Genomic DNA, 12,490 nt, shown 5'->3' with positions numbered 1-12,490 from the left:
CTTGTTCTCAATTAGCCGCTTCAGGCTGCACCGAAAGCAGCACAGGGAAGCCTAAAGGGCCACGGCGCAGCGTCGCCGTTACCGACTCACCAACGGCAATGTTTTGATCGCTCAGGTATTTCACCTGGGCACTGCCCTGTTCGAGTACAATGTACTGATACTGACTGGCACGATAGAAATGCTCGCCTTGCCCGATAACCTGGAAGTTCTGTTCATAAACATCAAAAACCACCAGCTTATTATTAAGCATGGAAGTGGCAATCATGCCCAGCACAATGCTCAGGGTAAACACCCATTCGGTCTGAAACACCTGTTTATACCAGGGATCACGCCGGCCATCTTCTTCCAGTACATACATAGACTGCTGATTTTTATGCTTCTTAAAAAGGTAGAGCCCGAATCCCAAAACCAGCCCAAGCAAAACGCCAGACAGCGTAAGATAAGCACCGTACAAAACCTGAGCGTTTAATAAAAAGTTAAACTGAGAAACTAAAACAACCAGAATAGCCAGCCAAAACAGGCTTACAGAACTTTTCACTGATGGAGCTCCCTATTGATTTATCACCTGTTTATCAACCTAATCAGAAGGTTTCAGAGAGTGTTCATTATTACATTACGTTCGTGACGCCTTCCATCCCATGCCAGTACTGTCCTGTTGGTCATCCAAAAAACGAACTCATATTTAAGGCTTACACCAGATTAAAAGCCACCATCAGTTGAGCGATAATAACCAGAGCGCCAACCAATAGAGCCAGGTACAGACCCAGGCTGCCACCGGCAACCTGATAGCTGGCATCAGCGTAATCAATGCGGGCTTTACGCACCATAAGTACAGGTAAGACAATAGCAATAATCACCAGGGCTATGGCCGCGTAACCGAGTGCGATAATAAATCCCTGAGGGTAAAAAAGCGCAAATACCAATGGTGGTAGAAAAGTTATCAGGCCGGTTTGCATGCGGCCTCGTTTATTATCTGGACGCTGAAACTTTTCCGCCAGAAAATCAAATAAACCCAGGCTCACACCCAGGAAGGACGTCGCTAAAGCTAAATCAGCAAACAAAGAAATAGCAGCAACGACCCAGTCTGAATGCACTACTGCCGCAATTGAATTGACAAAATCCGGCAGGTCGTTGTTACGCATCAGCCCGTCCTGGCCGACGGTGCCAAAACTTAAGGCTTGCCAGATGATATAAATCACCAGCGGCAAACTCGATCCTATCAGTACAATTTTACGCAGAGACGCAATGTCATTGTTGACATAACGCACCAGCGAAGGGATGCAGCTGTGAAAACCAAAAGACGTGAAAATAACAGGTAAGGCAGCAACTAACAGCCCCTGCTCTAGTGGCAAGTCCAGTAGATAACCACTGCTTACCTGAGGGGTTAGCATAACTAAAGCCGTAGCCAGCGTAATCAGCTTAAGAACAAAAAGGATGCGGTTAATCATATCCACTTTGCTGGTTCCCAGAGACACCACCAAACCTATTACCAGGGTAAATACCAGCACGCCGCTAAATGGAGGTAATCCGGGCACCAGGTTCTTTAAATGTTCCTGCATCAATGCACCCCCGCCTGCTATATAAGCGGCACACAAGGCATAGAGTAGAAACAGCATCGCCAGGGTAGCTGTGCTTCGCCCTTTCCAGCCCAGAAACTGCCCGGCCAGGCCATGCAAGGTGGTCGTCAAAGGCATATGCTGATGTAATTCCAGCATCAGCAAGCCGGTATAGGCCATTAACACCCAAATCCCCAGCATAACCGCCACCGAGGTACCAAAACCTAAACCTGCGGAGGTTAAAGGAAGTGCAAGCATGCCGGCACCAATGGTGGTGCCAGCCAGAATGAAAATACTACCAACTACCCTGCTATTAGATGTCAAAACCCACTCACCCTTATGCTTATTTTTATGGCAAAGACACTAACGGGCTTTTACCTAAAGTGGAAGAGGCAAAACGCAACAGATTTTAATTATTTACAGGTTTAAATCGCCACCAGTGCCAGATGAGGCCGGCTATGATCAACAGGCAACCGGCGATGAACACATAACCATCAATAAAAAACACCAGTCCAAAACAACTGATAAGACCCAGTATAGATACAAACTTAGGAACAAAACGCTGATGCCGGGGGATTTTCAGGGCCGCCAGGTTGGTAATACCGTAATACACCAACACAGTAAAAGCACTGAATGACCAGGCAAGCTGCACGTCACCTAAAAGCACCAGCACCATCATTACGCCCGTTGCGGCATACACAGAATTCGGCGCTGAGGTATTATCGGTGTTGAGTTTAGCCATAGAAACAGGCAGGTCTTTTCGTCTGCCCATCGCAAGAATGACCCGGGAGACGCCAAGAATAAGATTCAGGATAACCCCTAACAAGGCAACCCCTGCCCCAATCAGTACCAGAATACGCAACCAGCCTTGCTCAGTTAAAGCCACCAGAGCAAGCTCCCGATTGCCCTCACTAAGCCCCTGAGTAAACAATGAAGTATGCAGCAAAGCATACCCAATAAGAATATAAAGCAAAGTGGTCACAATCACAGTAGCTGCAATGGCCAGAGGAATGGTACGTTTCGGATTGCTGACTTCCTCGCCCATAGTAGCAATGCGTCCATACCCGGTGTAAGCGACAAAAAGCAACGCTACCGCGCCAAGAAATTCACCCCAGCCCAAGCCTTCGGTTATCGATAGGTTGAAATTAAGCGCCTGCTCACTTTGACCACTGTCTGCCATAACAATGGCGTGCAGAGAAAAAACAATCAACGCACTTATGCTGACAAGCACTATGACTAAATTGGCTTTATTGGAACGGCGCATACCGCCGTTGACCAACGCCATTAATAACAGCAATACAGCCAGCGCCAACGGGATCTGCAGCCACAAAGGCAATCCCAGAGCTGGCAGTACGTACAACCCTAAGGCAAGTGCCGCAGTGGCCGCCGACGCGCTTTTAGCCGCCACAAAGAGCCAGCCCGCGGTAAACCCAGCCCAATGATTGAGGAAGTGGTAACCATATTCATAAGTACCACCACTGACCGGATGCACTGCCGCTAACTGAGCACTGGATAAGCCATTAAAAGCTGCCACTAAAGCCGCCAGGAAAATAGCCAACAATACCCAGGAACCTGCTATTTCCGTTGCCAATGCAATGGACACATAAGCACCGGTCCCTACAATGGCACCCAACCCCAATAAAATAGCGCCCATTAATGACGTATGGCGAACCAGTCGACTCTCTGCCATCTGGCATATCCTCTGTGAATAATGTATTTATTTTTAGCTAAGCTAACAAAAAAATTATTTAATTTCAGTGAAGTCTATATGAAGCTGAAGCTTTGCTATAGTCATTACCTAACGAACAGAATGCTATTTAACACAGGCCACAAGAATGCAATTTAAAGACTTTTATAAGGTGATGGGTGTTGCTCCTGAAGCGGAGCAAGACGAAATAAAAACCGCCTATCGTAAACTGGCCCGTAAATATCACCCGGATGTCAGTAAAGACCCCCAGGCCGAAAGTAAATTTAAAGAGGTCTCTGAAGCATACGAAGTTTTACGTCATCCTGAACGCCGCAAAGAATACGACCAGCTACGTCGTGCTCATGAACAGCAAGAACAATATGGTGGCAGTTCGTCGAATCAGGATTTTGGTGATTTTTTTAATGATATTTTCGCCCGTGCCAGTACACGAGGTGCTCAATATCAGCGCGCCGATCCTTTCTCCCGCAAAGGGCGTGATATTGAAATCGAGTTACCGGTGTTTCTTGAAGATACACTCGAGACCACAACCAAACCTGTTAAATACCGTGTGCAATATGAGCAGCAGGGATTATTAAAAGAAGATATTAAATCATTAAACGTTAAAGTGCCGGCTGGGGTAACCGACGGCGAACGCATTCGTTTAAAAGATCAGGGTGCCCCGGGTAAAGGCGGAGCCGCCTCGGGTGATTTGTATCTGCAGGTACGACTGGTGCCCCATCCTTTATTTGATGTCGAAGGCTCCAATCTGATCATTACCGTGCCGTTAGCTCCCTGGGAAGCAGCATTAGGAACAAAAATCACTCTGCCTACCTTAAGTGGCAAAATTGAAATGACCATTCCAGCGGGCAGTCAGTCAGGAAAACGCCTGCGCATAAAAGGCAAAGGACTGAAAAGCAAAAATGACCAGGGCGATTTATTTGCCATACTTAAGATAGTGATGCCAGACACGCATACAGCCGCCATGAATAAACTCTGGTCGCGACTGGCAAAAGAATCTGACTTTAACCCTCGTACCGAGTGGAGTAAATAACATGACAAGCTCACGTGTTCTCTATGTTGGATTTGAAGAACTCTGTCAATGCGCCAGCATTGACGAGCAACAAATGCTGGAGCTCATTGAGCAGGAAATCATTACTCCGGCACAGGGTGAACATAAGCAGGAATGGCAATTCACCGTCACCTCCATCAGCATCGCCAACAAAGCCGCCCGCATGCACGGCGAACTAGTCACCGACTGGGCCGATATGCCTCTGGTATTAAGCCTGCTGGATGAACTCGAAGAACTACGCAAAGAAAACGAACGCCTGCAGCAACGCTTGCAGCGTTTCTGTCTCTGACGGCGAAATAACAATGAGCTGTTCGCATAGCATCACAGGAAGCTTTTCAAAACATCAATGCACGATGAGCCGCTATGCCTGCCATGGTGCCGGAGGTTATGGCTAAGGTGCCCATAGGCGTTTCCTGTAATGCCAGACCCAGGCCATCAACCAATGGAGACTGGATGCTGATTATGGGAGCCACATACAGTCCCTGCAGTGCAATACTGCGACCATCCTCAAGTAGCACTGATGACATCTGTTCGTCCTCACCCACGACTTCATATATTAATCGAAAGCCTGCAGAGCGAAGCTTAATTTTATAGACCGAATCATAGACACTAAGCTTATCAGCTGGAACCCGCGGATTTTTCAATCGCTCTGCCAGCTTCTTTTTAAACTGGCTCTAGATAGGCGCTCCTAGTTTCCCCCATTCTTTAAGAGCAACAGGAATAAATTTCAGCTTATAACTCATCCAGAGATACCGCTATCGCTTTATCTTTCTCACCGCGACGCTCTTCCACTAACTGCGTCAACTCATAGTCTTCAATCATCTCCATCAGAGCCTCATAGGTTTCTGCGGGGACAAGGTAAGCCGCCGGCTTATTATGGTTTAAAACTGCAATAGGCGAGCCACTTGCCTGAGAAAGTAAAGCTGACGGGTTTTTCTTTAACTCTGAAATACTTACAGAAAATTCGGCTAGTACCTGGCGCATAATGAACTCTAAAAAGCGCTATATTCAGCACTTATATTAGCTCTTTTTTATACATAAGCTACTTTTCAAAGTTCAATACCAGGTTAAGGAATACGGGCGATCACCTTAATTTCAAAATCGAAACCCGCTAACCAGTTCACACCTATAGCCGTCCAGTTTGGGTAAGGCGGTGCGCTGAACACTTTTTGTTTTATTTCCATAATAGTATCCAGCTGGTTTTCTGGATCGGTATGAAAGGTGGTCACGTCGACAATATCGTCGAATGTACAACCACCAGCGGCCAGAAAAGCCTTTGCTGAAAAAGGCTATGCCGCCGCTTCCATGGACGATCTTACTGCAGAAGTAGGATTAACCAGAGGCGCTTTGTATCACAACTTCGGCAATAAACGAGGCCTTTTCGCCGCTGTTGTAGAGCAAATTGACACTGAAATGGCCCTGCGCGCACAAGATATGGGCGCAGACACTAAGGATTTATGGCAAGGCTTGCTTGCCGAAGGCGTCGCCTATATACGTATGGCTCTGGATCCTGAAGTGCAACGCATCGTATTGCTGGAAGGCCCCGCCGTACTGGGCGACCCGTCACAATGGCCCAGCCAGAGCAGTTGTCTGGAAGTCACCCAGCAAAGGGTCCGGCAGCTGGTTGCACAAGGCGTTATGAAACCCATGGATACAGAAGCAGCTGCCAGGCTACTCAGTGGCGCCGCGCTCAATGCAGCACTTTGGATTGCCGCCAGCGACAATCCAAAGGAAGTTACCCCTAAAGCTGTCGAAGCCTTTCAGCTCCTGGCATCCGGCTTTTTAAAAGAGCCTGCATAGTTGGCTAAACAGGCTTTGTTATGAGTGATACTCCATTACTAGCTCAAGATGTCCTGTATGCGGGTCTTCTTTCTCGGAAACTAACTGAAAACCGCAGCGTTTATAAAACTCCACGCTTTTCTTATTCTCTTTATAGACATAAGTTTCTGAGGCCGGGATATAGATATTTCTCATATCATCCAGTTTAGATTCCCAGAATTCACGATCAACAAAGTCATGTGCCTTAACCGAAGACTCCAGCCAGATATTCAAAACACTTTCCATATCTGAAGCCATAAATTCACGTATCATTTTCTGTCCTTAATAATGCACAAAGCCTGCATGCTAAAGCTTACCATCAGCGGGTCTACCTATTATGTGTTACCTGCCGCAGCATATATCCAGCACTCTGTTCCTGACTACTGCGGCGCACATTTGCCCGTAAAATATGCACTGCCTGGCGAGTGCGATATCCAGGCAGAACATGGGCGTAGTTCGTACCTAATGAAGGATGACTCATCAGCTGTTTCATTCCGGCCGCCAACTGATCCAGGTATTTATCTGCTTGCTCTGCACCCCATTCTTCACAGGGGTATAGCCAAATTCCAGTAAGGTCTGAATTCGCCCTCGGCGTGACACTCAGCTGAAACACTATTCAACCGCCTTCATCTGCTTACGGGCGGTCTCTTTAATAGCCGATATATCGAGCGGCTGAGCTTTCCCGTTTAATTCACCTGCAGTCAGAGCTTCTCTCAAAGTGACAAGACGTTCCTGAGCCTGCTGGTCTCGCCTGATGAGATGGCGAATATACTCGCTATCATTGCCGAAATGACCGCTTTCAATCTGGCCCTTTACCCAGCTGTCCTGTTGCTCAGTCAAGGTAATAGTTTTTCGGTGCATGCTCATAATAGGTGCTCCTGATACACATAGTATGAAAATACGCTCTGTAACATCGCTACTGAGTCAGTTGCGGAGCAGGAATTTCCACCTCTTTGAGCACATCCAGAAAAGCGCGCAATGGCGCTGGCACATGCCGGTGGCCTGGGTAATAAATGCAAAGCCCCGGCCCCTGGGGGCACCAATCCGATAATACAGGCACTAACTTGCCTTGTTGTAGATAAGGCCCAGCCACCAGGTCAGGCAGATAGGCAATACCCATGTCAGCCGCTGCGGCCTCCGCCATCAGGTTCAGATGGTCCAGGGTGATGCTGCCATGTACCTCGACCGCAACCTCTTCACTGTCCTTTGCAAATTCCCAGCGATAAAGTTTGCCACTGGGTAGACGATGACGGATACAGCGGTGCTTTTGTAAGCCATCAGGGCTTTGCGGTGGCGGATTTGCCGCCAGGTAAGCGGGTGACGCAACGGCCAGGAATCGGATCTGTGGACCAAAGCGCACAGCAATCATATCCTGCGGCACATCTTCGCCCAAACGGATGCCCGCATCAAAGCCCTCCGCCACTATATCTACCAGACTACCTTCAGTGACAAGGTCAACTTCAATATCCGGAAATTCTTGCTGCAAAACCGGAATAACATGGCGCAACAACATGCGGGCAGCAGTGCTTATGTCTCTATTAATCAGGTATTGAACGAGCGGCTTCGTGTATTGGAGGAGCAGAAAAGCCTGACGCTTTCAGCCGACCGGGACAGCTGAGATTTCAACTAAAAGACATAAACCTAGCCCTGTTGCTGATTGACACACTGAAGTCGGAAAGCCACCCGGGATATAAACATCGGTTGCATGCCGTTGTTATAGCATGATCGGATCATCGCGCATTCTTTCCCAGGTTTGTACCATGAATTTCTTGGTAGGGCCCCAGCGGTAACCGCCAAGCGCCCCACTTTGTTGTATAACCCGGTGACAGGGAATCAATAAAGCAACCGGGTTTGAGCCAATGGCGTTACCAACGGCTCTTGCAGCCTTAGGAGCGCCCAGCGACTCAGCTACTTGGGTATAGCTCGCAACGGCGCCCGGAGGTATTTTTAACAAGGCCCGCCACACTGCTATCTGGAAATTAGTCCCCGCAACATGGACCGACATTGGGCCCTGCTTAAAAGCTACCTTACGGTTAAAAAATGCATCAATAACATGGCACGTAGATGAAACGTTTTCCGTAATTGAGCTGAAAGGCCAGGCCTTATGCAACTCATCCAGAAGTTCTTCCTTGCTGTTAAAGTCCATGAACTCAGCCCGGCAAACACCTCGTTGAGTGACTGCCACAAACATAGGCCCCAGTGGCGTCGAATGTACACCGTACTCTATTTGTAACTGCTTTCCTTGATTCTTATACTCGCCCGGGGTGACTGCTTCCAGCTGCACAAAATGATCATGCAATCTTGAGCTGCCACTTAATCCAAGTTCATGTGAAACTTCAAGCAAGGACAGCGATTTATCCAGCAATCCTTTCCCCCGCTCTAATGTCAGGGCCTGCAAAAAACGCTTCGGCGTTGTACCTGCCCACCGACAAAAAAGCCGTTGGAAATGGTAGGGGCTCAGGTGCACATGAGCGGCGACTTGCTCCAAACCAGGCTGTTCAGCCGCCCTATCCACCAGGTAAGCCATCGCGCTTTCGATTCGATCATAGTCAGACATAACAAAGCCTCTCAGACGCGATTTATAGATACGCCGCCATTTAACAGCCACGCTGTTTCACGGCCGATACCTGCACTAGCGCCAGTCACGATAGCAACCTTGTTTTTGAGTGTGTTCATATAATTGACCTCTCTGACTCTGTTCTTAATGAATAGATACTTAAATAGAGAGTCAATAGTAATAAGCCACCCTCAGGCTGCCGACCCGAATCTTGCTATGTTTGCCTAACTAGCTTCGTTTGACCAAATCGTCCCAAGCTGCCATTGCGCTGTCAGCAATGCTCAACAGATCGTTATATTCGACTCCATCGCTTGCCTGAATCGACATACCTTGCTGAACAGTCATATAGAATCGCGCCACAGCTTTCCAGTCAGTACCTTCTATCTCAGGCAATTGAGTCGTATTCGAGCTTGTCTCCTCGAACCGGCTAACTAGTATAGCTTCCTTATCCCGGCGCAATTGCCTGCTGTCGTAAAAGCCCGCATTATTTAAAAGTTTGACGATAATTATGTCTATATATTCTCCCTCGGAGACCAATACGACCTAGCGGTTTATTCGCTCCTCCCTGTTAATACCAATAGCGCCCGAGGCGGCTAAGCTCATCAGGCGGCGGAATTTTGGACATTCCAGATGGCTTGGCGCTGAGCAGACCGCCGCATGTCGAAGTCCATCTCGCATGGCGGTTAATTTTCGAATACTACTATCCAGTTCTTCCGCTTTATCTGACAAGGCTTGTCGATCAATCTGCGGATGCTTATCCGTACCTAACATCTGCACAATTTCATCTAAAGAAAAACCCGCCGAACGCCCCAGAGCAATAAGAGCCAGGCGCTCAAATACGCTGGGAGCAAACTGTCTTCGTATGCCCTGTCTGCCGCTTGACTGAATCAGCCCCTTCTTCTCATAAAAACGCAACGTCGAAGCCGGCACCGCTGACTGTTTAGCTACTTTAGAAATATCCATATCTACCCCACTTGACTTGAAGTTAACTTCAAGTTGTAAGCTACCACTGGTTTGAAACTATGACAACTTAAGGAAATATTATGAATAACTTACTAATCATTGTATTCATAGGCATAGGCGCAACGACCTTAATGGACTTATGGGGCATTCTGCGTCAGCCATTGTTCGGCATCCCTAAGGCTAGTTATGGCATGTTAGGACGCTGGACAGGTCATATGGCACAAGGCAAGTTTCGTCACAATTCTATTGGCTCAGCAGCTCCAGTGAAGGGAGAACAGGGCTTAGGATGGTTAATTCACTACCTGACCGGCATTGCCTTTGCCGCCTTATTGATTGCTATCTGGGGAGAGTCCTGGCTGCAGGCACCAAGGATTGGTCCTGCGATGATTATTGGCATAGGGTCGATTGCCGCCCCTTTTCTTATCATGCAACCGGCTATGGGCGCAGGTATCGCGGCGTCGCGAACACCAAGCCCCAATGCGGCCCGGTTACAGAGCCTCATAACACATGCTGTGTTTGGTCTCGGCTTATATGCGTCCGCTATGCTTGTGCAATTTTTTAATGCGGTGTGAAAAGGCTACTTTCTGGCAACAATAAGAAAGTAACCCGTATTCTAATTACAGATTAAAAGGATTATCAACCGACTCCGAAGGTTGGGTAAACCACTTAGCGCCTTCTGCGGTGATGTAGAAATGATCTTCCAGGCGCACGCCGAACTGCTCTGGGTTAATCACCATGGGCTCGTTACTAAAGCACATACCGGGGGCAAGCTGGGTAGTATCGCCACCGACCAGGTAAGGCCATTCGTGCAAATCCATGCCAATACCATGTCCCGTGCGGTGTGGTACGCCCGGTAGTTTGTAGTCAGCAGCCAGATTGAGTCGTTTAAGCTCATCACGCACCGCCTGATCAACCGCCTCACAAGTGACGCCTGGCTTCGCCGCATCAAAAGCCGCCTGCTGCAATGCTCGCTCATGGTCCCAGAACTCACGTTGTGCATCAGTTGGCGTGCCAAAGGCATAGGTGCGGGTAATATCCGAGTGATAGCCATGCAGTTTGCAGCCGGTATCAATCAATACCCAATCGTTTTTCTGCAGGTTCTGATCATAATTGACGCCATGAGGATAAGCCGTGGCTTGCCCGAACAGCACGATACAGAAAAAAGAACCCGGCGCCCCTACCCGCTTATGGGCCTCATGAATGAAAGCTTTCACCTCAGAGGCGGCAATGCCTTCATGCAACATAGAACCCACCGCTTGATGAACCTTCAGCGTCATATCCATAGCTGTTTGAATAAGCTTCAGCTCCGCTGCCGATTTATGCATGCGGCATTCCGCGGTCACTACCACCGCATCGCAAATGGAATGCGCAGGTTTACGCTTTTCCAGTTTAGCCACTATTGAGTAGGCTGTAGACTCATCGATAGCTAGTTGATAATCATTGCCTAGCTCGGTATCAAGAAAGTCCAGCAGCGTGTCGGTAGGCGCTTCGTGCTCTTCCCATAACAGGCTTTGCAGCGGCAGCTTCATCGCCTGCGTTAGCGAGCCTTCCTCAAATGCCGGGGCAATTAAGTACACCGGCCCTTCCTGCAAAATCAAAGCCCCCACCAGGCGTTCGCTGGCATACCACTTTAAGCCGGTAAAATATTCCAGGTTGGTGCCCGCATTCAGGTACATGGCGTCAATCCCATGGGTTTGCATCAGCTGCTGCGCTTTAGCTACCCTTGCCTGGTATTCCTCCAGGCTGATGGGGGCAACGTCCGCCGTCATCTCCGTTAACTGATCCAATGCATCTTCTGCACGGGTAATTCCTACACCTAAGGTCATGCTAGGCTCCTTTCTTAAATGAAAATCGTTGCAATAACAGCGCCCCGACGATAATGGCCAGTCCCACAATGGTAGAGGCATAAATGGTTTCACCGCGAATAAAATGCAGCAACCACAGCGAGATAAAAGGCGACAGGAAAATCAGGTTGGCAATCACCGAGGTATTCGTCGCCAGTTTCATGGCTTTGGACCAGAATAAAAAGGTAATGCCCATTTCAAACAATCCGATGTACACCACAGCACCTATCGCAATGCCATTCAGCTTCGAAAAATCAACGCTATGCCCGGCAAAGACCCAGAGCAAAAGCGTTGCAATGCAAAAGCTCAGTGTTAGCGACACCGTCGAGTCTACTTCCGATTTCGCATTGATAATCCAGTACGCGGCCCACAAGAAGGTCGATAGCAAGGCCAGTAGCACCCCTAACCCACTGTCGAACTGAAAGCTGGTTAAGTTGCCCTGCGTGGCAATAATCAAGACACCGAAATAGCCTAACAGACAAGCAACCGCATCCACAGGACGTATCGCTCGTTTGAGGAAAATGGCCGACAAAATGGTCAGCGAAATGGCCCAGGTATAGTTAATCGGCTGCGCCTGAGAGCCTGGCAGCAGGCTGTAAGCACCAAAAAGCACCAGATAATAAGCAATGGGATTTATTAAGCCGGCCAGCAGATAAAACAGCGGCCGTTTAATAAGTTCACGATGACAGACATGCAGCTTGTTCTGGACGGCACAGGTACAGAGCAACGCCAGCGCGGACGCCGTGGTTGCATAGAGCACCAACTCAACGGGACTGAGGTAATCCAGCGCCATTTTAAACGCCGTCGCCACCGTCGACCAGAGCAATACTGCCAGCAACGCCCAAAAGTACGCATTCTGTTTCAAAGCCATCGAAGACTCACCCTAGACTCGTTAAATTAGGCGGGATTGTATAGTACTCAGAATTTAGACAGAACCCCTGAAAAAGACGTGCCCAGGTTATAATTTTACATTATTTTAATCGGACTCAATTTAGA

The 12,490-nt window shown here is 48.5% G+C and carries 18 protein-coding genes and 1 pseudogene; 4 read left to right on the top strand and 15 right to left on the bottom strand.

The genetic code is table 11. The features are described from left to right. Positions 1–7 precede the first annotated feature (7 nt). The 3 genes from CWE09_RS02065 to CWE09_RS02055 form a co-directional block, all read right to left on the bottom strand. On the bottom strand, positions 8–538 hold the full coding sequence (locus CWE09_RS02065) for a hypothetical protein (RefSeq protein WP_126802242.1): 531 nt from the start codon (positions 536–538) through the stop codon (positions 8–10). A 151-nt stretch (positions 539–689) separates the two neighbouring features. Then, positions 690–1,880 carry an aromatic amino acid transport family protein gene (locus CWE09_RS02060; RefSeq protein WP_126802241.1) on the bottom strand — a complete coding sequence of 397 codons (1,191 nt, stop codon included), beginning with the start codon at positions 1,878–1,880 and terminating at the stop codon, positions 690–692. An 85-nt stretch (positions 1,881–1,965) separates the two neighbouring features. Then, complete coding sequence (locus tag CWE09_RS02055; protein ID WP_126802240.1) at positions 1,966–3,246, bottom strand: APC family permease; 1,281 nt, start codon at positions 3,244–3,246, stop codon at positions 1,966–1,968. Positions 3,247–3,391: 145 nt separating this feature from the next. Between CWE09_RS02055 and CWE09_RS02050 the strand changes: the two genes are divergently transcribed. Both CWE09_RS02050 and CWE09_RS02045 read left to right on the top strand, forming a co-directional pair. Beyond that, positions 3,392–4,294 (top strand): DnaJ C-terminal domain-containing protein, encoded by a 903-nt coding sequence (locus CWE09_RS02050; protein ID WP_126802239.1) that lies wholly within the window; start codon positions 3,392–3,394, stop codon positions 4,292–4,294. Position 4,295: 1 nt separating this feature from the next. Next, positions 4,296–4,601 (top strand): chaperone modulator CbpM, encoded by a 306-nt coding sequence (locus tag CWE09_RS02045; RefSeq protein ID WP_126802238.1) that lies wholly within the window; start codon positions 4,296–4,298, stop codon positions 4,599–4,601. A 46-nt stretch (positions 4,602–4,647) separates the two neighbouring features. Here CWE09_RS02045 and CWE09_RS14190 read toward each other — a convergent pair whose 3' ends face one another. The 4 genes and pseudogenes from CWE09_RS14190 to CWE09_RS02030 form a co-directional block, all read right to left on the bottom strand. Then, the gene (locus CWE09_RS14190; protein WP_198679753.1) at positions 4,648–4,839 is read right to left on the bottom strand and encodes a hypothetical protein; all 192 of its coding nucleotides are present in this window, start codon (positions 4,837–4,839) and stop codon (positions 4,648–4,650) included. Further along, positions 4,825–5,055, bottom strand: a pseudogene (locus tag CWE09_RS02040) (type II toxin-antitoxin system RelE family toxin); the annotation flags it as partial. The gene CWE09_RS14190 and the pseudogene CWE09_RS02040, both read right to left, overlap by 15 nt. Continuing rightward, positions 5,045–5,296 (bottom strand): type II toxin-antitoxin system Phd/YefM family antitoxin, encoded by a 252-nt coding sequence (locus tag CWE09_RS02035; protein WP_126802237.1) that lies wholly within the window; start codon positions 5,294–5,296, stop codon positions 5,045–5,047. The gene CWE09_RS02035 and the pseudogene CWE09_RS02040, both read right to left, overlap by 11 nt. 83 nt (positions 5,297–5,379) lie before the next feature. Then, on the bottom strand, positions 5,380–5,541 hold the full coding sequence (locus tag CWE09_RS02030; protein WP_241974283.1) for a Rid family hydrolase: 162 nt from the start codon (positions 5,539–5,541) through the stop codon (positions 5,380–5,382). Between CWE09_RS02030 and CWE09_RS02025 the strand changes: the two genes are divergently transcribed. Continuing rightward, entirely contained in the window at positions 5,534–6,112 is a 579-nt protein-coding gene (locus CWE09_RS02025) for a TetR/AcrR family transcriptional regulator (protein WP_126802236.1), read from the top strand. The two genes, CWE09_RS02030 and CWE09_RS02025, sit on opposite strands and share 8 nt — an antisense overlap. Positions 6,113–6,130: 18 nt before the next feature. On the opposite strand, the gene CWE09_RS02020 is transcribed toward CWE09_RS02025, so the two are convergent. From CWE09_RS02020 to CWE09_RS01990, 6 genes are all read right to left on the bottom strand, one after another. After that, positions 6,131–6,403, bottom strand: a complete 273-nt coding sequence (locus CWE09_RS02020; RefSeq protein ID WP_126802235.1) for a GNAT family N-acetyltransferase family protein — start codon at positions 6,401–6,403, stop codon at positions 6,131–6,133. A 55-nt stretch (positions 6,404–6,458) separates the two neighbouring features. Continuing rightward, the gene (locus tag CWE09_RS14330) at positions 6,459–6,743 is read right to left on the bottom strand and encodes a type II toxin-antitoxin system RelE/ParE family toxin (RefSeq protein WP_126802234.1); all 285 of its coding nucleotides are present in this window, start codon (positions 6,741–6,743) and stop codon (positions 6,459–6,461) included. Continuing rightward, positions 6,743–6,997, bottom strand: a complete 255-nt coding sequence (locus CWE09_RS02010) for a type II toxin-antitoxin system ParD family antitoxin (protein WP_126802233.1) — start codon at positions 6,995–6,997, stop codon at positions 6,743–6,745. Before CWE09_RS02010 ends, CWE09_RS14330 begins: the two co-directional genes overlap by 1 nt. A 49-nt stretch (positions 6,998–7,046) precedes the next feature. Beyond that, positions 7,047–7,643 (bottom strand): LysR substrate-binding domain-containing protein, encoded by a 597-nt coding sequence (locus CWE09_RS02005; protein ID WP_126802232.1) that lies wholly within the window; start codon positions 7,641–7,643, stop codon positions 7,047–7,049. 201 nt (positions 7,644–7,844) lie between these two features. Further along, on the bottom strand, positions 7,845–8,687 hold the full coding sequence (locus tag CWE09_RS02000; RefSeq protein ID WP_126802231.1) for a bifunctional transcriptional activator/DNA repair enzyme AdaA: 843 nt from the start codon (positions 8,685–8,687) through the stop codon (positions 7,845–7,847). A 543-nt stretch (positions 8,688–9,230) separates the two neighbouring features. Next, positions 9,231–9,650 (bottom strand): helix-turn-helix domain-containing protein, encoded by a 420-nt coding sequence (locus CWE09_RS01990; protein ID WP_126802230.1) that lies wholly within the window; start codon positions 9,648–9,650, stop codon positions 9,231–9,233. A gap of 80 nt (positions 9,651–9,730) precedes the next feature. Here CWE09_RS01990 and CWE09_RS01985 point away from each other — a divergent pair, with 80 nt between their 5' ends. After that, the gene (locus CWE09_RS01985) at positions 9,731–10,222 is read left to right on the top strand and encodes a DUF2938 domain-containing protein (RefSeq protein ID WP_126802229.1); all 492 of its coding nucleotides are present in this window, start codon (positions 9,731–9,733) and stop codon (positions 10,220–10,222) included. Positions 10,223–10,267: 45 nt separating this feature from the next. Here the strand turns inward: CWE09_RS01985 and CWE09_RS01980 are convergent, their stop codons facing one another. Both CWE09_RS01980 and CWE09_RS01975 read right to left on the bottom strand, forming a co-directional pair. Beyond that, positions 10,268–11,476 (bottom strand): M24 family metallopeptidase, encoded by a 1,209-nt coding sequence (locus CWE09_RS01980; protein ID WP_126802228.1) that lies wholly within the window; start codon positions 11,474–11,476, stop codon positions 10,268–10,270. Position 11,477: 1 nt separating this feature from the next. Continuing rightward, positions 11,478–12,365, bottom strand: coding sequence for a DMT family transporter (locus CWE09_RS01975; protein WP_126802227.1), 888 nt, complete (start codon positions 12,363–12,365; stop codon positions 11,478–11,480). Positions 12,366–12,490: the final 125 nt, after the last annotated feature.

Source organism: Aliidiomarina minuta (genome assembly GCF_003987145.1).
In the GTDB taxonomy this organism is placed as follows: domain Bacteria; phylum Pseudomonadota; class Gammaproteobacteria; order Enterobacterales; family Alteromonadaceae; genus Aliidiomarina; species Aliidiomarina minuta.
This window is presented reverse-complemented; position numbering and strand designations above follow the sequence as displayed.